Consider the following 18,380-nt stretch of genomic DNA (forward strand, 5'->3'; position numbering starts at 1 on the left):
TATTTTTAAGAGCACTCAATGAAAAATGAAACCAAAGGCATGCTGATTGGTTTCATTGGTATTTTTATATTCAGCCTGACCCTACCAGTTACCAAAATAACCGTTGAGACTCTTAATCCCTATTTTTTGTGCTTCGCGCGTGCATTGCTCGCTGGAATCTTGGCGGGAGGCTATCTAATCTATACCAAAGCACCCATTCCAGATACGAAACAAATTCGTCAATTTGCAATTGTGGCGCTTGGCGTGGTCTTTATCTTCCCGCTATTCATTAATATCGCGATGACTACGGGTGAGGCCTCTCACGCTGGGGTTATTTTGGGAATCATGCCATTGGCTACGGTCGTTGCAGGAGTGTTGCTCTTTCAAGAGCGCCCGTCCTTGGGCTTTTGGGCGAGCGCTTTAACAGGCTGCTTCTTAGTTTGCACCTACGCATATTTAAATAGTGAAGGGGGGTTTCGGTATACCGATCTCTTATTATTAATTGCTTGTGCAGCCAATGGAATTGCCTATGCAATTGGCGGCAACTTGTCGCGTACGATGAATGCCAAACAAGTGATCTCATGGACCTTAGTTCTCTCATTGCCGATCAACTTGATTGGAAGTGTCTTCACGTTTCAAGAGTCTTACTTAGTAGCGAGTGCCAGTATCTGGATTAGCTTTTTATACCTCGGGATCTTTTCAATGTTTATTGGATTCTTCTTTTGGTATGGCGGTATGGCGATTGGCGGAATCTCACGCGTGAGTCAGGTTCAATTATTGCAACCCTTTTGTACCTTACTAGCCTCTGCTATTTTGGTCTCCGAGCCCATTACATGGATGAACATCCTATTTGCCGGTCTGGTGATTACAACAGTCATGATTGGGCGCAAGATGTTGGTGCGTCGGGGACCGGCTGTCTAATTGGATTGACGGATAAATGGATTCAGATTATGAAATTAACCGCAGAATCAAGCCAGTAAAGGGTCTGATGGCGGTCAAGATCCCAAAAAAATGCGGGATTATCCCTAGAGTAATCCCCTTGTGTTCATGGAATCTGTGTTGCAAACTCTAATCGTTATCAGTTGCAAATCACTCGGTAATTGGTAATAAAGATTTAGGAGACTTCTATTTTGGGCTGCTGATGCAGTCCATTTTTGTAAAGTTTATTAATTGTTTGTTTAAAGGAAAAATATGAATAAAGCTGAACTCGTAGAAAAAATTGCTGATGATGCTGAACTTTCAAAAGCTAGTGCAGAGCGCGCTCTAAACTCCGCAATTGAAAATATTATCAAAGCAGTAACGAAAGGTGACTCTGTTCAGTTAGTTGGTTTTGGAACCTTTAGCCAAGGTAAGCGCTCAGCACGTACTGGCCGCAATCCAAAGACTGGTGAAGCAATTAAGATTGCTGCATCAAAGACCGCAAAGTTCTCTGCTGGTAAGGCGTTCAAAGACGCTGTCAACAAGCGCAAGTAATACCAATTCGGTATTTCCAAAAAGCCGCCCACGAGGCGGTTTTTTGTTGCCACGCATCATTTTTAAACGCCTAAATACTCAGCGTTACCTATTTAATGGGCTAGAATCCAAACATGCTTGAGTTCATTCGCAAAAAATTGGTTCATACCTTTGTGATTGCCTCCATTATTTTTGGATGCTCAGTTCAGGCCGCCACCCCGTCTTTTAAAGAAGATTTAGACGATTTTGAAGAGATGCACTATGTGCATCAGGAGGGCTTATCTGTATTACAAGCTGAGCCCCTGGTTATTTTGTGGCAAAACGAAGATTTAGCGCAGGCGCTCATTTGCTCGTGTGGTGCAACCGATGACCTTGAGCAATATTCGCCGGTGATTTCTCACAGTCATTTTGTTCTTACCTTAAGTAATCGCCCGCATTTCTTTTCCCATCGTGGGCTACCAAAACATCCAATAGGCCTTTCTCAGGCCAGAGCACCGCCATCGTTTATTTGAGTTAGAACGATTGGGGTAGAGCTTGCTCTACATGTGTATGCCTCTTGCTCGGAGGGTCAATGTATTTTTTAAAACTGCAACTTTGTTTGCTGCTATGTTGCCTAAGCATCAATCAAAGTTTTGCTCAACAGCCATCAAAGGGGATGGATTTGAGGCAATTGTGGAGTGAGTTGAAACTCCATAATCCTCAACTTACCTCTTTGCGCGAGAATTACTTATCGGTTAAGGCAACGGTGCCGCAGATTGCTGCGCCCGCTAATCCTCAATTGGGGTTGGTATGGTCAGGAATGCCGCCCAATTCGCCGTTGGGACTTGGCGGTGCAAACGCGAATGATATTAGTAGTAACAATTCAATATCCATTGCTCAGCCTTTTCAATTTCCCGGTAAAAAAAGTCTCGCATCAGAAATTGCTAATACCTCGGCAGAATCACTTTTGGCTCAGAGTGAGGCCTCTTACCTGAGCCTTGGGGCGCAGTTATCAACCCTGTATTACAGTGCACTCTCGGCGCAGAAGCAATTGGAGGTCTCAAAAGAGGTGGTTGCACGATTTGAGTTGGTAAAGAATGTATCACGTGCTCGATATGCCAATAATTCAGCTGCCTACGTTGAGTTTTTAAATACTCAGGTCGCCCAGAGTGCGGCGATTGCGGATCAGTTCAATATAGAAAAACAACTTCAAACCGCCTATCGGAGCATTAATCAATTAATCGGTCGAGATCCACGTGAAAAAATTACTTTATCCGGAAATGTTCAGCAGGCGATTCGAATGGTACCAACCCTTATGGAGCTTGAGAACTATGCAGAAACTAGCCACCCTCTATTGCGAAGCTCCCAACTCGATGTAGATGCTGCCCGCAAAGGAGTCAGCCTTGCTCGAAAAGCCTATCTCCCAGATTTTCAAATTATTGGATCTTCTTACACCCCCCGGGGCCCATTTGCATCCAATAATGGAGCACTCTTTTATCAATTGGAATTCGATATCGTGATCCCTCTTTATTTCTTCATGAAGGAGAAATATGGAGTAGAGCAGGCAATTCGAAAACAAGCTTCGGTCGAAGCAAGCAATATTGCCAATCGACAGCAAATTATTTTGGGCGTTACCAATGCTTATACCGCCTATGAGCAAGCCAAAAATCGTATGCAGTTTATTCGTGACAGTCAGCTATCACAGGCCGATGCAGCTTACAAGGTTTCGCTTGCGCAGTACTCAAATAATGGTCAGGGATTCAATGACTTGCTAACTGCACAAAATCAATTACGACTTATTCAAAACCAACTGACAGTAGCGGAAAGTGATGTTTTACAAACTTACGCTGTACTGATGGTTGCTGCTGGACGTGAACCTTTTTAGGACATATTGTGAAACACCATTTCAATCCAAAACTGATTGCCTACCTAGAGTCATTGTTTAGTCAATTAGCCAATCAGATCGTTACCCTCCCTAATTATTACTGGAAGCTGTCGCCAGAAAAGCGTTATCGACTTCGGTTGGCTGCATTTGCATTTGCAATCTTGGTAATTGGATTTACCATCGGCCGTATTACGAATGTTAATCGTGAAGTTCGCATTGAGGCGCAGGAACGGCAGCTGATGGTTGATAAGACTGGAGCTATGTCGCTTCAGTTGCCTGGGGTTACTTTAAATCCAGAAATATACCGATTTGAGCGATTAAAGTTAGAAACGCTTCCACAAGAATTAAAAGTGCCCGGGCGCCTTACATTCAATGCCGAACAGGGGAAATTACTTAGTTCGAGAGTCACTGGTCGGGTTGAAAGAATCTATACCTTTGAGGGCTCTCCCGTAAAAGTTGGAAGTCCCGTGCTGGAGCTCTACAGCCCTGAATTTCAATCGGCTCAACAGGAGTATTTAATAACAAATCGAACAGTCAAGATATTGAGTGAAGGGACGACCCTGACCAACTTATTGGCTGATGCAAAGATTACTCTCGATGCAGCGACTAATCGACTGCGTAATCTTGGATTTGCTGATGCGGATATTCTGCAACTAGGCAAAACTGGTCAGGCCAATCCAAATCTAATCATGCGCTCGCCAATCTCGGGAATTGTGGTGAAGCGGCATATTGAGCCTGGTGCCAGCGTTGCGGTAGGTGAGCCCTTGGTATTTCTTGCGAACCCCAATGCACTATGGTTTGTAGGAAATGTTTTTGAGCAAGACGCGCGTTTGATTGAGCGGGGACAAAGCATCAAAATTTCCTTAGAGGCATTTCCAGACCGCGAAATTTTTGCCAAAGTAAATTATGTGGCGCCAACTATTGATTCGCAAACGCGCGGGTTGCTAATACGAGCAGATATTACCAATCCTGATGGATTTTTACGTCCCGATATGTTTGCTAATGCTAGGTTACAAATTGGATTAGCGCAAGCTATCGCTGTTCCACAGGCAGCAATTGTGCGAGATAAAGATATCCGTTATGCCTTTATTCGTACCTCTTCAGAAAGTTATCGACGAGTGATTGTTAAAGGGTATGACCTTGATGGTCGACGTTTTGCAATTACTGAAGGGGTGAGCCCAAATGATGAAATACTCACTCAGGGTGCCGTTTTGCTTAATGAACGATTTAGTAAGCAGGACTAATAATGAGCTTAATCACTTCATTAGTCCGGGGCGTTATTCATAAACGGGGCATTGTTTTAGCTTGTTGCGCTGTGTTGCTCATTCTGGGGGTATTGGCACTCCGATCGCTCCCAATCCAACCTTACCCTGGGGTTGCTCCTTTGACGATACAGGCTATTTCCCAATGGCCGGGTCGCGGAACAACCGAGGTCGAGCAGCAAATCACAATTCCTGTTGAGAATGCGCTTGCTGGTATTCCTGGTGTGCAAACATTTCGGTCAGTGTCCTTATTTGGCCTGTCCGTTGTGACCCTGAAATTTGATAATCGAAGCGATGCATTTAAAGCAAGACAAATTTTTACTGCAAACCTTTCTAAGGTTGAGTTTCCTCCTGGCGTGATTTCAACCATAAGTCCCGACTCCGATGCGACGGGTGAGATCATGCGCTATCAAGTAACTTCCAATCATGCCGACTCACAACAATTAAAAACACTTCAGAACTATGAAATTTACAAAGAGTTAAAGCAAACACCTGGGGTTGCTGAGGTATCTTCGTTCGGTGGCAAAGTTCGTCAATATCAGGTGATCATCCGCCCCGAGGCTCTGCAGGCAAAAAATATAACGCTAACTCAGCTGATTGATGCTCTTTCGGCCTCAAATATTAATACTGGTGGCGGTTTATTTCCAAGTGGTGAGCAACAATTTGTTGTGCGAGGCGTTGGACTGCTCAAAAACGTAAACGATATTAAGCAAGTTGTAGTAACCAATAACAATGGCATCCCCATTCGCATCGGAGATATTGCTGAAGTCAAAATAGGACATGCTCCGCGATTGGGTATGTTTCAGTTTAATGATCAGCCCGATGAGGTTGAGGGCATTATCTATTTACGTCGAGGGGAAAAGGCAACCGAAGTGCTGGCTCGTGTTCGGGAGCGTATTCACAACTTAAATACGAATGTCCTGCCGCCAGGGATTGAGATTAAGCCATTTTATGATCGTCAAAATTTATTGGATATTACAGTTGGTACCGTAAAACACACATTATTTTTTGGCATCTCACTAGTGCTGGTGGTTTTATATGTTTTCTTAGGTAATTTGCGCGCTGCCGCAGTTGTTGCAGCGATTATTCCCCTGGCATTATGTTTTTCATTTATCCAGATGGATTTATTTTCAGTCCCTGCCAATTTGATTTCGTTGGGGGCAATTGATTTCGGAATCATTGTAGACGCCGCGGTGATTGTGACCGAAAACGTCATGCGGCATCTGGAGGATGGCAAAAAGCGTCTAAACCAAAGCATCGTGCTGGCTGTCAGCGAGGTTCAGCGAGCGATGATTTATTCGGTTTGCATCATCATTGTGGCCTACTCTCCATTATTTTTAATGGGTGGGGTAGAGGGCATTATTTTTAAACCAATGGCATTTACCATGGGTTTTGCATTAATTGCAGCCATGATTCTCAGCTTAACGTTTCTACCGGCAATCATGTCATTGATCTTTGGAGAAAACTTCCATCATCGGCCACCAAAATTCATTACCTCCATTCTGATTTGGTACAAGCCATTACTGCGTGGTTGGATGGATAAGCCGCGTACCATTGCCGCAGCCTCTGTTTTTATTTTGGGCCTAACGCTATTGAGTGCCACCCGACTAGGAACTGCCTTTCTACCGACACTTGAAGAAAATAATATTTGGCTTCGCGTGACCCTACCTAATACGGTTGACTTGGATTACTCGGTCAAAATTGCCAATCAACTGCGGGAGTTGTTTCGAAAACAGCCAGAGATTCAAAATGTAGCAGTTCAAATTGGTCGCCCAGATGATGGGACGGATCCTACCGGGGTCTTTAACCAAGAGTATGGGTTATATCTTAAGCCGCCAGATCAGATGCCAAAGGGCAGTAGTAAGAAATTATTGATTAATCATCTAGAGGATGAGCTCAACACAATTCCGGGAATTACGTACAGCTTCTCGCAGTACATTCAAGATAATGTGAATGAAGCTATTTCAGGTGTGAAGGGTGAGAATTCCATCAAAATTTATGGCCCTGATCTAGAGATATTGGATCAGAAGGCGAATGAGGTTCTTAAGGTCCTTCGGCAAGTCAAGGGTGTTACGGATGAGGGAATATTAAAAGAGCTCGGTCAACCTACTCTAAATATTGAAATTGATCGAGAGCGTGCCGCACGTTATAACATTGAGATGGATGAAATCCAAGTCGTGGTATCCAATGCGATTGGAGGAACTCCTATCACGCAGTTATTAGAAGACGAAAAGAGCTTTGGTATAGCGATTCGTTTAAATGAGAATAATCGTAACGATACAACCGACATTGCCAGTTTGCTAATTGATACACCCAGTGGCGCGCGAATACCGTTATCAATGGTTGCCAATGTCAAGATAGGTGATGGCCCATTCTTTATTTATCGTGAATCTGGCAAGCGCTATATTGCGATTAAATTTAGTGTTCGAGATCGAGACCTTGGAAGTACTGTCGAGGATGCGAAATACTTAGTTGGCAAATCGATCTCCCTTCCCCCTAATTACTCCATTTCGTGGGATGGTCAGTTCAATCAGATGAAAGAGGCACAAAAACGCCTAATGTTTATTGTGCCACTTGCATTATTGGCTATCTTGCTATTGTTAATTAGTGTCTTTGGCAATTTAAGAGATGCATTAATTGTATTGATCAACGTTCCATTTGCCGCAATCGGAGGGATTGTTGCTTTGCACTTAGCTGGTGAGACATTAAGCATTTCTGCGCTTTTTGGATTCTTGTCATTATTTGGTATCGCGATTTTGGATGGCGTTATTTTGATCTCGTTTATTAACAAAGTACAAATTGAAAACCTGTCTGACATGAAAAATGCCATGGTCGAAGGTGCTAGCTTAAGGGTCCGCCCTGTTTTAATGACAGCGCTACTATCAGGCCTGGGCCTATTGCCCGCCGCGCTCTCTCAATCAATTGGCTCGGAAGCGCAGCGACCCTTGGCTCTCGTGATTGTGGGAGGAATGGTGACTGCCGCCACCTTAACTCTCTTTGTTCTTCCAGTGCTGTATGCATGGGTTCGATCAAGATCATTCGCCAAGAACTATACTGTCTAAAATAATTCAAAAAAGTTATGTAGGTGAATAAAGAGACGGATATCTTAATCATTGGCGATGGTTTCTCAGCCGCTGTCGCCTTGATTCATCTGCTGCGTCAAGGGATCGATGCGCAGTCAATTACGATTCTTGGTAAGCATTCTCCCGGACGGGGTAATGCATATGGGTGCACAAGCCCAGCATTTCGGTTAAATGTCCGTGAAGATCTTCCAATTATCTTCTCCGAAGACCCGCTGCATTTTGCCAGGTGGGCAAATGAGCATATTAAGGATCCCCAAGCTAAAACAAGCGCAGGCTACTTCTATCGCCGCAGTGATTTTGGCACTTACATGAATCAATTGGTTAATCACCAACTCGACGGTAGAGACCTTAATCATATTCAAGGTGAGGCACAGCGCATCACCGGGTCTGATGGTCGGTGGAGAGTGGAGCTCAAGACTGGTGAGTATATCGATGCAAAGGTAATGATTCTGGCGACTGGCAATGCCACGCCGACCTGGCCATGCCCAGTTCACATTGAGCAGACCTCAAGTCAGCTCACTCTGACTGAGAACCCATGGCCGGGTGACTACCTTCATCGGATACCCGTAAATGATCATGTCCTATTACTCGGCGGTGGATTAACCGCATTGGATGCCATTAATGGTTTGGTAGAGCAGGGCCACCAAGGAAAAGTCTCAGTGATTTCTCCACGAGTACTTTTTCCCCCATCTCAGGCGCCATGGACCAGAACCAAGCAACCACAATGGCCTAATCCCATTACACCTGCACGATTGGTACGCTTCATGCGCCACTATCTCCCGAATACCCCAACCGATCAATCGGAATGGCAATGTGCCTGGGAAGAGCTGCGACCCGATCTCAATCGTATTTGGCAGGGATTTAATGCTTATCAGCGCAGAATCTTGATGAAACGCTTTGGCTGGCTTTGGAATCTCTATCGATTTCGGGCTTCACCCCAAACTATTGCGGCTTACCATCAAATGCGCGATCAGCAACAGATTGAGTTTCGATGCGGACGCGCCAAGAATATTACTGTTCGTGATGGTGCGATTCATGTAACACTTCATGATGGAGAAGTAGTACATGGCCACCATTTAATTAATTGCACTGGGGTAGCGCGCGATCGATTACTTGATCAATTGATAAGCGACGCCATTGCAAGCCCTGATGCACTCAAGAGTTCGATCGCAATCGATTCACAGCTTAGTGTTCTTGATCCAAGGGGCAGGGCCCATCAAAGCCTTTGGATGATTGGACCAGCAACTATGGGCAGTTTGGGGGACGTGATTGCGGCAAGCGCAATTGCTAAGCAAGCCGAGCAACTCGCTAAAGCAATCCGATTAAACTGGATGCCTAGTTCAAATGTTCAATAACGCTATTATGAAACGACTCTCGACTTCCTCCCAGTGCAAATTCATCGTATTGGCCGCATTAATAATGCTGCAGGGCTGCGCTGCTGTCTTTACGGATGCATCGGACGCCAATCATGTCACCTTTTTGAATAGCGCAGATGAGTCACTTCCTCAACTGACAGAGAAAGCAAATGCCTACTGCCAACAGTACGGCAAGAGAGCGGTGTATCGCAAGGGCGATAATTTACTAGTCGCTGTATTTGACTGCCGCTAAGCTTACTTTGTTTTCTTGGGAGTCGGTTTAGTATTCAAAAGCTCAGGCTGCATCGTCGTATCTTCCTCGATTGATTTACGATAGCCCGGCGGGTACTTGCTCCAGTCATAGCCTTTGCGAGCTCGCTGATAAGCGTAGTCATAGAGCGCCTGCATGTATTTGGTATCAAATTCTTCAACATGCGGGAAAGTAAAGTCTGCGCCAATATAAGCTAGATTGAATCCAACTCGATCATCCTGGGTGATGTTGTAAATACGATAAAGATCGCCGAGGCCTTGCGATTGAATCAATTGCGAGATCGCACGACCCGCGATACTCAGGGTGCGACGCTCGGTTTGCTGCCAATCGACATCCAGGCGAGCATTGCGAATGATGTAGGCCTGGCGATTCGTATTACGCTTCACACCAATTTCCTTGGCACGGTTTGCTGCCGCCCCAGGATAGAGAAAAACCTGAGTGGTTGCACCACCATCAACATGCATCTCCTGAAACTCTTTGCCATCGATCATGAAATCAAACATTACAGGGGGAAAGGCCGCTGGAATCGAAGCCGAGGCTAGCAAGATCTTACGAAAGAGCTCTAGAGATTCAGGGGTGCCGATACTCGCGATTTGCCCCATATTCCAGATCACTGGAGTGCCTGCATCAATATTGGTTGTACCAATCAAAAGCCAGCGACCCCGGTTGTTGTACTCATGCGCCACTTTTTTCAAAAAGTCGGCGGTGACATATTTGGATATCAACTGAAACAAAGGGGAAGTATCCGCTAAGCCATCACCAAAGAACCCGGATAAAAAGCCGCGCGACTTAAAAATATCACTGGGCTTAACTTTAGTATAGACCTCGGTGAGAACAGGATCATAGTCTTTGCCTAAATAGGCAAAGGGTGCAATGAGGGCCCCGGTGCTAATGCCAGTCACCAAATTGAATTCAGGGCGCGTGCCTTGCTCAGTCCAGCCAACCAAAAGACCTGCACCAAATGCCCCATTATCACCACCACCGGATAGGGATAGATAATTGCTCTTGCCATCAAGAACCGTTTTGCCCAAGCGTTTATTGAGTTGATTGACATCATCAACAAAGCTGTTAATTCCGGCGGAAGTGGCGATTAAATAGCGCGAACTTTGCATGCCAGCAATTTGTGCACGGGTTAAATCCGAAGCTGGAACAGCGGCTTTGCGCTCTAAGGTACCGCAAGCGCTAAGCGCTAAAGTACTAAGAATGAAAACGGCATAACGGATGAATGGCGAGCGCATAGAGAGTTTCAATCAAAAAATAAAGGGATAAAAAAGTTCAGGTATGAAAGAGTCTAAGGAGTAGCGGAGCCACCTAAGGCAAGGTATAGATTGACTCGTTGGGTTAGGGCATCAACTTGCCCCTGACGGAAATTGATCTCAGTAGTATTTGTTTTGATCTTCTGTTGCTGAATCTGACGTTGGTCAATACGACCAATCACAAACTCTTGTTCGGTATTTTGTAGGATTTGTTTTTGCTCCTTCAGTTGGGTCTGCAGTGCGAGGGTGCGCTCGCGCCAAGTCATTTCACCATTGAGGGCATTCTCAACATCACCAAACGCATTTAGAACGACTTTCCCATAGTTGGCTAATGCTGCTTGTGCCTCTGCATTCTGATAGGCAATTTGTGCCTCAATCGCACCACCCTGAAAGAGTGGCATCATGACATTTGCCCCAACACCCAAACTACTGCTTGGGCCACTGATCAAACTAAACACTTGGCTATTGATATAGCCAAATCCAGCGGTCAAGCTAATCTTGGGAAGACGCGCCATGCGTTTCTCGGCAGCGGCATAGAAGGCGCTGTTCACACGTGCCTCGGCCGCCATAATATCGGGGCGACGCTCTAAAATATCAGTTGGAATACCTGGCGCAACTGGAGGTGGTAAGGCAGGAAGCTGTGTGCTCTTGAGTGGTTTGGCGTGGGGATAGCGCCCCACTAAAATCTCAACGGCGCGCAGTGCCTGATCGCGTGCCTGTTTCGCAATCAGTTCCGCCTCTTTGCTTTGTGCAGCGCTTGCTTTTGCTGTCGAGACCTCGGACTTCGATGAGGCGCCAATATCTTCCCGTATGGCAGTGAGCTCGGCATAGCGTGCTGCAGCATTGGCATTCTCTTCGGCTAAGCGTGCCTGATCTTGTAGTCCTCTGGCAAGCCATACCGTTTTGGTCAAGGTTCCCACCAGCGAGAGTTGGGCTGCCTCTTGTTCTGCATTGAGGGCACGTGCATTCTCACGCGCACCAGCGACCTGATTACGTACTCGACCCCAGAGGTCTAGTTCCCAATTGGCACCAATGTAATAACCAGTTAAGCCTGTACCACTTGATCCAACCCGACCGCCCGTATTGCCAACCACCCCTAAGCTTGGGTATTGCGCACCACCTGCCGCATCAATCAAAGCCTGGGCCTGTAAGCGCCGTGCAGCCATCACCCGAATGTCGGGCTGATTTAGTAGTGCCTCGGCTACTAACTCATTCAGTTCTGGATCATTAAATTGTGCAAGCCATGCCTTATCGAGCGCTGGTCCGCTTACGCTTGGGGTGCTAAATTGATTGGGGATGGCGACCTTGGGTAAGGACTGCTCACGTAGCGCCTGACCTGTTAATGGATCTTGAATTGCGCATGCACTTAGCCCCAGTGCTAGAGCACCGCTAATGCTGGTAATGAATCGAGTGCGCATCCGCCTAAATATCATTTAGTGCAGCTTTGGAATGATGTAATTGAGTTTGGTGCCGACTCTTAACATCACCTTACGAATAATATGTAAAAAGGCTAAGTGATTGGTATAGACCGCACCTTCGCCAACTGCACCTGCAGGAAGGAGGGGATAGTTCTTGGTCTCATCCAGGGACAACTTAACGGCAAAGCGATTCGCAGTAATGTCTCTCAGGCCAATCGTAGGCAGATTGCCGCTGACATTGAGCTGACCTTGACCCTCGGCATAAATGATCGATTCAACTTTAGCCTTGAGGATCTCCCCTGGAAGACTCGGAATGAAGAACTCTGCTTCATTCCCAGGCTCAATCTGATGCAACTCATTTTGTTTAAAGAGGGCATAAATTTGTGGGGTGTCCTCCATAAAGGTCATCACCGAGGAGATCGGAAAGGCTGCCACATAAGCACCTGGTCGCAGTTGCACATTCACTATGATGCCGTCAGACGGAGCGCGCATCACCGTTTGCTCGAGATCATATTGCGCATGCTTGAACTGTTCTTGAAGATCAAGTAAATCCGCCTCTGCCTTCTCAAGATCAAAACGATTGCCAGCACCTGCGGCAACTAAGCGTTGATTTTCTGAGACCCGAAGTTTGGCTAGATCCAGTTTTGCCTTAATCGAATTTACCTGGGCTTGGTATTGGGTCGCATCAATCTTAAACAGCACATCTCCCTGTTTGACACGCTGATTAATATGCACAGGAACTTCAACGACGCGGCCTTTCACCTGACTCACAATCCCTACGCTATTGCGAACAACGATCACATCCCCAGAGGATGGGGCAAAGACGTTGAGCAACAAAATCATCGTAATCATGCCGACTACTGGAATGGTCACCACAATGACCTTGGCCGAGGTGGTCCAAGGCAACAGCTTGAACTTAAAAAAGATGAGCCAAACAATCGTGGCATAGATGGCAAGGAGTAATGCTTCCATTATGTGTTACTCGACTCGGGTTTGGATTTGGTATCGGCCTCGTTAATCGGTGAGTACCGATCCGTTCCATAGGCGAGCTTGTACATGGTCGGACGCGTATAGGCCCATAAATAGGCAAAGGGCCACAGAAGACCCCCAAAGAATAAGGAGAGAACGCAGAGCGCATGAATGGCATCGCGTTGCGGATGCTGACGTCGCTTTGCAACCGTATCGGGCCAAATATGGACAAACCAAAAGAGCGCAATTAGCGCAATTGGCAACACAATAATCACCACCCAGGAAACAATATTTGCAAAGCCATCAATTAAATGAGCTGGCATGAATGAAGCATGGGCGGGTAGGGGCAGGAGTAATACAACCATCATCGCAAAAAGGAGGGCGCGAGTATTCATTGGCAATTCCTTAAGTTGGCATGAATTGGGCAAGGCAAATCATACATTGCCCATAGTATTGTCGGTAGTCTAGGGTAAGGCTATTAGCTATAAGGCTAATATTCCTCTCTTCTTTTAGAAGGCTTCTTTCTCAGCTTCTAAATAGGCAAGGCTCGTGTACTTACCAATATTTCCATCAAAACCCTGCATTGTTTTGGCTCGCTTACTGACACGAGGATCTTTCAACACCAATGATTTGGCCACACTTAAATCTTGACCATCTTTGACCGCTTTGACACAGGTATCGTAAATACCCGCTAAGAACTCGCCGTATTCATTGAGAAGCTGTTTGCTGGGTTCACCGTGCCCAGGCACCCACAACTGATCACCTTCGGTTGCTTGTAAATTCTGATAGGTCTTAAAGGTGCCGACATAGGAGCCGTCATCAATATTGGCAATGCGATTGCCCATTGCAATATCACCGACATAGGTCACCTTATCTTCGATCACCTGCATGCATATATCACCAGGGGTGTGCGCAGTGCCATGGTGATGCACCTTGATGCGCACATCGCCAAAATTAAATACATCACCTTGATTGGCGTCGTGAGTCGGCGGAATCACTTTGGTACCCGCGGTCGCTTGATTGGTCCAGCGCTCCATCAAATTACGCCAGGCATTACCTTCAATTCCTTTGATCTGTTTGATGGAATAAGGATGTGCATAAATGGGCATGTCCTTACTGTAGGTTTCTACAAATGCTTGATTACCTAAAAAATGATCGCCGTGGTAGTGCGAATTAAAAATCGCAATCACCGGTTTATTCGTGACCTTCTTAATCATGCGGATTGCCATCTCACCAATTTGCAAGGAGGCACCGGTATCTAATATGACCACCCCTTTGCTAGTGTCCACGAAGGTTACATTAGCCATCATGCCGCGGTTCTCGGGTGTTGGGAAGCCATCGGGCGAGTAGATTAACCAAACGTGCTTACTAATCTGCTTGGCAGGAATATCCTTAACTGGCGGTCCCTTGAAAAAATCCTCCGCCGCACTGGCAAACTGCATGGCTTGCGGGGCAAGCATGATTCCCCCAGCTCCTGCGATCCATTTGAGTGCTTGACGACGTGTATCAGCAACCATTGAATACTCCCATTGATATATTCAGTTTAGCGAATATTTGCCCAGCCTATCAATTTCAATGATTACTTGAGTAATTTGTTCATCAATCGCTATCCCATGACCAATTTAGCAATCTGGGTGTAGAGCGGGATCCCAAGGATTAAATTGAGTGGGAATGTGATACCCAGAGACATACCCATGTACAAAGCAGGGCTCACCTCGGGCAAAGCATGTCGTAATACAGCGGGCACCGCAATGTAAGACGCGCTAGCAGCTAGCACCATCAACAAAATCGTATTACCCAATTCCACCTTGAAGATGTAGCAGAGTAAAAGCGCAAAGAGAGAATGGCAAAGGGGTGCTACAAAGGCATACACAATCAAACGTCTGGGCTTGCCCTTGAGATCCACAAAACTCTTGGCGCTCATTAAACCCATATCCAGTAAGAAAAATGCCAACATCCCTTTAAACAAATCCACGGAGAACGGTGCCATTACCTTTTGCCCATCGGGTCCCGAGATGATGCCAATTAACATCGCACCAAGCAGCAATAGTTGCGCGCCGTCCGTAAATGACTCGTGTAGCAGTTTGCCAACTCGCATAGGTTGCTTGGTTTGCAATACAGAGGATTTCGCACGATTGGCGAGGAAGATCGCCAAAATAATTGCTGGGGATTCCATCAGCGCCATGGCAGCAGCCATATGGCCACCATATTCGATCTGAACATGGTTGAGATATTGAGTGGCAGTAATAAAAGTCACCGCACTGACCGACCCATACGTCGCGGCAATCGCTGCTGAATCAAGAGCGTTGAGTTTGGTCTTTAGAAAGTAATAACTAACGAGCGGAATAATGCAAGCAAGGGCAATCGCAATCCCCAAACTGGTGGTAATTGCGAAGGTAAGCCCAGATTGGTGCAAAGCGAACCCGCCCTTGAGGCCCAAAGCCATTAAAAGGTAAAGAGACAGAAAGCGGGTGATGGGTTGCGGGATCTCAAGGTTGGAACGAACCAATCCTGCAAACACGCCAAAGATAAAAAACAGAATGGCGGGATCAATAATGGTACTCATGAGTTCTTATTTTCTCATTTTTATAAAACGTCCAGCAAAAAAGCGATTTAACCCCCAAAAAGTGCTTGAGTAGAATAGACCCATGTTTACTAGGGAAATCACTAATTCGCGATCTATGGTCAAATTCACCTATCGATTTTGGGGAGTAGCCTGCCTAGCAATGGGTCTTGCGCATCGACATTCCGGAAAGCCGTTAAGAGCCAACCCGGTGCGCGAGGGGAATCAGTCCTTGGCCAGACCAGTTTTAAGTATTGGAAAACTGTGGACCCCTATTTAAGCGTGATTCGCCGAGTAGTTCATATTGCCCTAATTTGGGCATGTGCTGCATTCCCCACCTGGGCGCAACCGCAATCCACCAAAACCGTCTTTACTCTTGATCAGCTCATTCAACTTGCCTTAGAAAGTAATCCGCAGGTGATGGCCGCACGCGATCAGACTCGGGCGGTTAGCGGTCAATTGCGTAGCGCGAGAGCGATTCCGAACCCGGAGTTTGAGGTCAATACCGGTCAGCAGCGTGGTACCTCGGGTGGACTGAGCACCGGTAACCTCTCCCAATGGGTTGTGACCCAGCCTCTCGATATGCCGTATACCCGTTTCCCACGGGTGAATGCTGCTGAGGCCAGCATGCGTGCCGCTGAAGCAAATCGGATTGCGTTTGAAGTTGAGACGATTGCGCGTGTGCGCCAAAGTTTCTATGAGCTGGTGCGTCGTGAAGCCGAGTCACGCGCTGCGGATGAGGACTTGGATCTCACCAAACAAATCCGCGATCGCATGCAATTGCGCTACGACGTGGGTGAGACCGCACGCTTTGAGTTGATTCGTGCACAGACCGAGTTTCTGAATGCTGAGATTGTGGCCCAAGGAAGCAAGCTCCGGATTGAACAGGCACGCAGTCAATTGCGTAAGGTCGTGGGCTTTAATCTTCCTGCAAACTTTGAGATCGCAGCCAAACTAGATTCCATCCCTAAACTGCCCGATTTCAAAGTCTTATTGGATAACCTGCGCAATCAGAGTCCTGAGCTAAAGCGCGCCAAGGCCGAGGTTGAAGCCAGCGAGTCACGCCTAAGTTTTGAGCAAAACTCGCGCTTACCGCAATTGGCAATTAAGGCTCAGCAATACAACGACCCGAACTTTACCGATCGCCTCTATGGTTTGGTGGTCAGTATCCCGATTTGGGATTTCCGCCAAGGCCAAATTACAGAAGCCGAGGCCAATGCCTCGAAAGCCCGTAATCAATTGAATGCTCAGATGCAAAGCCTCGAGACTCAGCTCGAGTCAGCCTACAAACTCTTTGAGATCACGAGCTTTCAGGTCAAAACTTTGGACGAGCGGGTCGTGCAACTTGCGGCCAGTGCTCGCAAGATTGCGGAGACCTCTTATCGCTTTGGTGAACGTGGCATGTTGGAGTTCTTAGATGCGCAACGAACCTTTCGGGCCGCTCGTAATGATTTAATCCGAGCCCGCTTTGAGTTGGCATCGATTGTGAATGAGATTGAACGTTTAAGTGCCTCGCCAGAATGGGTGGCCATGATTGAAGGTAAAAAATAATGAGTGCCGAACCAAAACTCACTAAAAAGTTAACTGACCACATTCAAAAAGGGCGTACCCTGATTGGGGAGCAAATCACCGCTGCAATTCATGCAATACGGGATTGGCAAAAGCAGGGCTACGGCCAAATTCGCGAGTTTGCAAATCAAAAAGCTCCCGCAGTTTTACAAAAGTATGATGCCAGTCCAGCTTGGGTCAAGTCAGGATTCTTCGTTTTGCCTTGGGTGGTGGTTGTTTTATTAACTCTGTATTACTTCGATGTATTTGATTCCAAGCCAACGCCTCGCCTAGTGCAAGACCCAAGCATTGTGTATGTGAACGATGATCTCGGTAACTTGATCAAAAACGGCAAAGTTGAGTTAGCCCCATTTGTCGAGGAGCTGCGAGTCTCTGGCCGAATTGATTTCAATGAGCGCTTCTTGGCACGAATTGGTGCCAATGTAACCGGACGTGTCTCTGAAATCTTAGGTGTGCCTGGTCAAGAAGTTCAGCAGGGTGAGATCTTGGCGAAGATCACCTCAACCGAGCTCACTCAGTCACAACTTGCGTACTTGAAAGCACGAACCGCTAGCCAGCTAGCCGAGCAAGCCGCTAATCGCGCACGCATTCTCTATAAAGAAGACGTAATTGCTCTGGCTGAGTTGCAACGCCGTGAAGCTGAGGCCATGAGTGCCAAGGCTGAGTTACGTGCTGCGAACGATCAACTGCGAGTGCAGGGCATGGATCAGAAGAGTATTGATCGACTTGCTAAATCGGGTGTGATTGAGTCGATTAATAATGTTGTAGCAACAATCCCCGGTCAAATTGTGGAGCGCAAGATCAATAAAGGGCAGGTAGTGCAACCTTCTGAGGCGCTCTTTACGATTGCAGACCTCAGTACTCTGTGGGCGGTAGCTGAAGTGCCCGAAGGCAACTCTTCATTGCTCCAAAAGGGTCAAAAATCCTCGGTGATTATTCCTGCGCTGCGTAATCGCGTGATTGAAGGGGTGATCTCGCATGTGGATGCCATCGTTAACCCACAAACGCGGACAGTCGTGGTGCGAATGGACATTCCCAACTCGACTGGGCAAATACGTCCCGGAATGTTAGCGACCATGTTGATTGATAGTGAGCCAGTGGAGCGCTTAGTCGTACCTAATTCTGCAGTGATTCGGGATGATAACCAAGATTACGTATTTGTACGAGGCGAGGACGATCAATACAAAATGGTTCCCGTCAAAGCAGGGCCTGAGGGCAAGGGGATGCGCGCGATTCTTTCTGGCCTCAAAGAGGGTGACGAGATTGCCATTGAAGGCGCATTTCATCTAAACGCGGAACGCAAGCGTCAGCTTAGTGGTGGCGGCTAAGGCCATTCAAT

At 46.8% G+C, this 18,380-nt stretch carries 16 protein-coding genes; 10 read left to right on the forward strand and 6 right to left on the reverse strand.

The window, feature by feature from the left end; genetic code table 11:
• Positions 1-18 precede the first annotated feature (18 nt).
• From AOC32_RS03940 to AOC32_RS03975, 8 genes are all read left to right on the forward strand, one after another.
• Positions 19-900, forward strand: coding sequence for a DMT family transporter (locus tag AOC32_RS03940; protein WP_108508242.1), 882 nt, complete (start codon positions 19-21; stop codon positions 898-900).
• 270 nt (positions 901-1,170) lie between these two features.
• Positions 1,171-1,452 carry an HU family DNA-binding protein gene (locus tag AOC32_RS03945; protein WP_108508243.1) on the forward strand — a complete coding sequence of 94 codons (282 nt, stop codon included), beginning with the start codon at positions 1,171-1,173 and terminating at the stop codon, positions 1,450-1,452.
• A gap of 113 nt (positions 1,453-1,565) precedes the next feature.
• A complete protein-coding gene (locus tag AOC32_RS03950; protein WP_108508244.1) occupies positions 1,566-1,943 on the forward strand; it encodes a hypothetical protein in 378 nt (125 codons plus the stop codon).
• 143 nt (positions 1,944-2,086) lie between these two features.
• Entirely contained in the window at positions 2,087-3,295 is a 1,209-nt protein-coding gene (locus tag AOC32_RS03955) for a TolC family protein (protein WP_267895631.1), read from the forward strand.
• 8 nt (positions 3,296-3,303) lie between these two features.
• The gene (locus AOC32_RS03960) at positions 3,304-4,539 is read left to right on the forward strand and encodes an efflux RND transporter periplasmic adaptor subunit (protein ID WP_108508246.1); all 1,236 of its coding nucleotides are present in this window, start codon (positions 3,304-3,306) and stop codon (positions 4,537-4,539) included.
• A gap of 2 nt (positions 4,540-4,541) precedes the next feature.
• Positions 4,542-7,619: an efflux RND transporter permease subunit gene (locus tag AOC32_RS03965; protein ID WP_108508247.1), complete on the forward strand. Its 3,078-nt coding sequence runs from the start codon at positions 4,542-4,544 to the stop codon at positions 7,617-7,619.
• 23 nt (positions 7,620-7,642) lie between these two features.
• Entirely contained in the window at positions 7,643-8,995 is a 1,353-nt protein-coding gene (locus AOC32_RS03970; RefSeq protein ID WP_108508248.1) for an FAD/NAD(P)-binding protein, read from the forward strand.
• 7 nt (positions 8,996-9,002) lie between these two features.
• On the forward strand, positions 9,003-9,248 hold the full coding sequence (locus AOC32_RS03975) for a hypothetical protein (RefSeq protein WP_159074891.1): 246 nt from the start codon (positions 9,003-9,005) through the stop codon (positions 9,246-9,248).
• Positions 9,249-9,250: 2 nt separating this feature from the next.
• On the opposite strand, the gene AOC32_RS03980 is transcribed toward AOC32_RS03975, so the two are convergent.
• The 6 genes from AOC32_RS03980 to AOC32_RS04005 all read right to left on the reverse strand — a co-directional run bounded on the left by AOC32_RS03980 (position 9,251) and on the right by AOC32_RS04005 (position 15,475).
• Positions 9,251-10,504 (reverse strand): patatin-like phospholipase family protein, encoded by a 1,254-nt coding sequence (locus AOC32_RS03980; RefSeq protein ID WP_108508250.1) that lies wholly within the window; start codon positions 10,502-10,504, stop codon positions 9,251-9,253.
• Positions 10,505-10,557: 53 nt separating this feature from the next.
• Complete coding sequence (locus AOC32_RS03985) at positions 10,558-11,940, reverse strand: efflux transporter outer membrane subunit (RefSeq protein WP_159074892.1); 1,383 nt, start codon at positions 11,938-11,940, stop codon at positions 10,558-10,560.
• A gap of 15 nt (positions 11,941-11,955) precedes the next feature.
• Positions 11,956-12,912, reverse strand: coding sequence for an HlyD family secretion protein (locus AOC32_RS03990; protein WP_108508252.1), 957 nt, complete (start codon positions 12,910-12,912; stop codon positions 11,956-11,958).
• A complete protein-coding gene (locus AOC32_RS03995; RefSeq protein ID WP_108508253.1) occupies positions 12,912-13,304 on the reverse strand; it encodes a DUF3302 domain-containing protein in 393 nt (130 codons plus the stop codon). Before AOC32_RS03995 ends, AOC32_RS03990 begins: the two co-directional genes overlap by 1 nt.
• 114 nt (positions 13,305-13,418) lie before the next feature.
• Positions 13,419-14,426 (reverse strand): MBL fold metallo-hydrolase, encoded by a 1,008-nt coding sequence (locus tag AOC32_RS04000; protein ID WP_108508254.1) that lies wholly within the window; start codon positions 14,424-14,426, stop codon positions 13,419-13,421.
• An 89-nt stretch (positions 14,427-14,515) separates the two neighbouring features.
• Positions 14,516-15,475 carry a sodium-dependent bicarbonate transport family permease gene (locus AOC32_RS04005; protein ID WP_108508255.1) on the reverse strand — a complete coding sequence of 320 codons (960 nt, stop codon included), beginning with the start codon at positions 15,473-15,475 and terminating at the stop codon, positions 14,516-14,518.
• Between the two features lie 261 nt (positions 15,476-15,736).
• Here AOC32_RS04005 and AOC32_RS04010 point away from each other — a divergent pair, with 261 nt between their 5' ends.
• Both AOC32_RS04010 and AOC32_RS04015 read left to right on the forward strand, forming a co-directional pair.
• Positions 15,737-17,023, forward strand: a complete 1,287-nt coding sequence (locus tag AOC32_RS04010) for a TolC family protein (protein ID WP_108508256.1) — start codon at positions 15,737-15,739, stop codon at positions 17,021-17,023.
• Positions 17,023-18,369: an efflux RND transporter periplasmic adaptor subunit gene (locus AOC32_RS04015; protein ID WP_108508257.1), complete on the forward strand. Its 1,347-nt coding sequence runs from the start codon at positions 17,023-17,025 to the stop codon at positions 18,367-18,369. The genes AOC32_RS04010 and AOC32_RS04015 overlap by 1 nt, the downstream gene beginning before the upstream one ends.
• Positions 18,370-18,380 lie beyond the last annotated feature (11 nt).

This window comes from Polynucleobacter acidiphobus, assembly GCF_003065385.1.
Taxonomy (GTDB): domain Bacteria; phylum Pseudomonadota; class Gammaproteobacteria; order Burkholderiales; family Burkholderiaceae; genus Polynucleobacter; species Polynucleobacter acidiphobus.

What these genes read in the sequence shown, in the direction of transcription:
- AOC32_RS03985 (WP_159074892.1), bottom strand. Translation starts at nt 11,940, where the DNA reads ATGCGCACTCGATTCATTACCAGCATTAGCGGTGCTCTAGCACTGGGG.
- AOC32_RS03995 (WP_108508253.1), bottom strand. Translation starts at nt 13,304, where the DNA reads ATGAATACTCGCGCCCTCCTTTTTGCGATGATGGTTGTATTACTCCTG.
- AOC32_RS04000 (WP_108508254.1), bottom strand. Translation starts at nt 14,426, where the DNA reads ATGGTTGCTGATACACGTCGTCAAGCACTCAAATGGATCGCAGGAGCT.
- AOC32_RS03940 (WP_108508242.1), top strand. Translation starts at nt 19, where the DNA reads ATGAAAAATGAAACCAAAGGCATGCTGATTGGTTTCATTGGTATTTTT.
- AOC32_RS03975 (WP_159074891.1), top strand. Translation starts at nt 9,003, where the DNA reads ATGAAACGACTCTCGACTTCCTCCCAGTGCAAATTCATCGTATTGGCC.
- AOC32_RS03990 (WP_108508252.1), bottom strand. Translation starts at nt 12,912, where the DNA reads ATGGAAGCATTACTCCTTGCCATCTATGCCACGATTGTTTGGCTCATC.
- AOC32_RS04005 (WP_108508255.1), bottom strand. Translation starts at nt 15,475, where the DNA reads ATGAGTACCATTATTGATCCCGCCATTCTGTTTTTTATCTTTGGCGTG.
- AOC32_RS03955 (WP_267895631.1), top strand. Translation starts at nt 2,087, where the DNA reads ATGGATTTGAGGCAATTGTGGAGTGAGTTGAAACTCCATAATCCTCAA.
- AOC32_RS03965 (WP_108508247.1), top strand. Translation starts at nt 4,542, where the DNA reads ATGAGCTTAATCACTTCATTAGTCCGGGGCGTTATTCATAAACGGGGC.
- AOC32_RS03950 (WP_108508244.1), top strand. Translation starts at nt 1,566, where the DNA reads ATGCTTGAGTTCATTCGCAAAAAATTGGTTCATACCTTTGTGATTGCC.
- AOC32_RS04015 (WP_108508257.1), top strand. Translation starts at nt 17,023, where the DNA reads ATGAGTGCCGAACCAAAACTCACTAAAAAGTTAACTGACCACATTCAA.
- AOC32_RS03945 (WP_108508243.1), top strand. Translation starts at nt 1,171, where the DNA reads ATGAATAAAGCTGAACTCGTAGAAAAAATTGCTGATGATGCTGAACTT.
- AOC32_RS03980 (WP_108508250.1), bottom strand. Translation starts at nt 10,504, where the DNA reads ATGCGCTCGCCATTCATCCGTTATGCCGTTTTCATTCTTAGTACTTTA.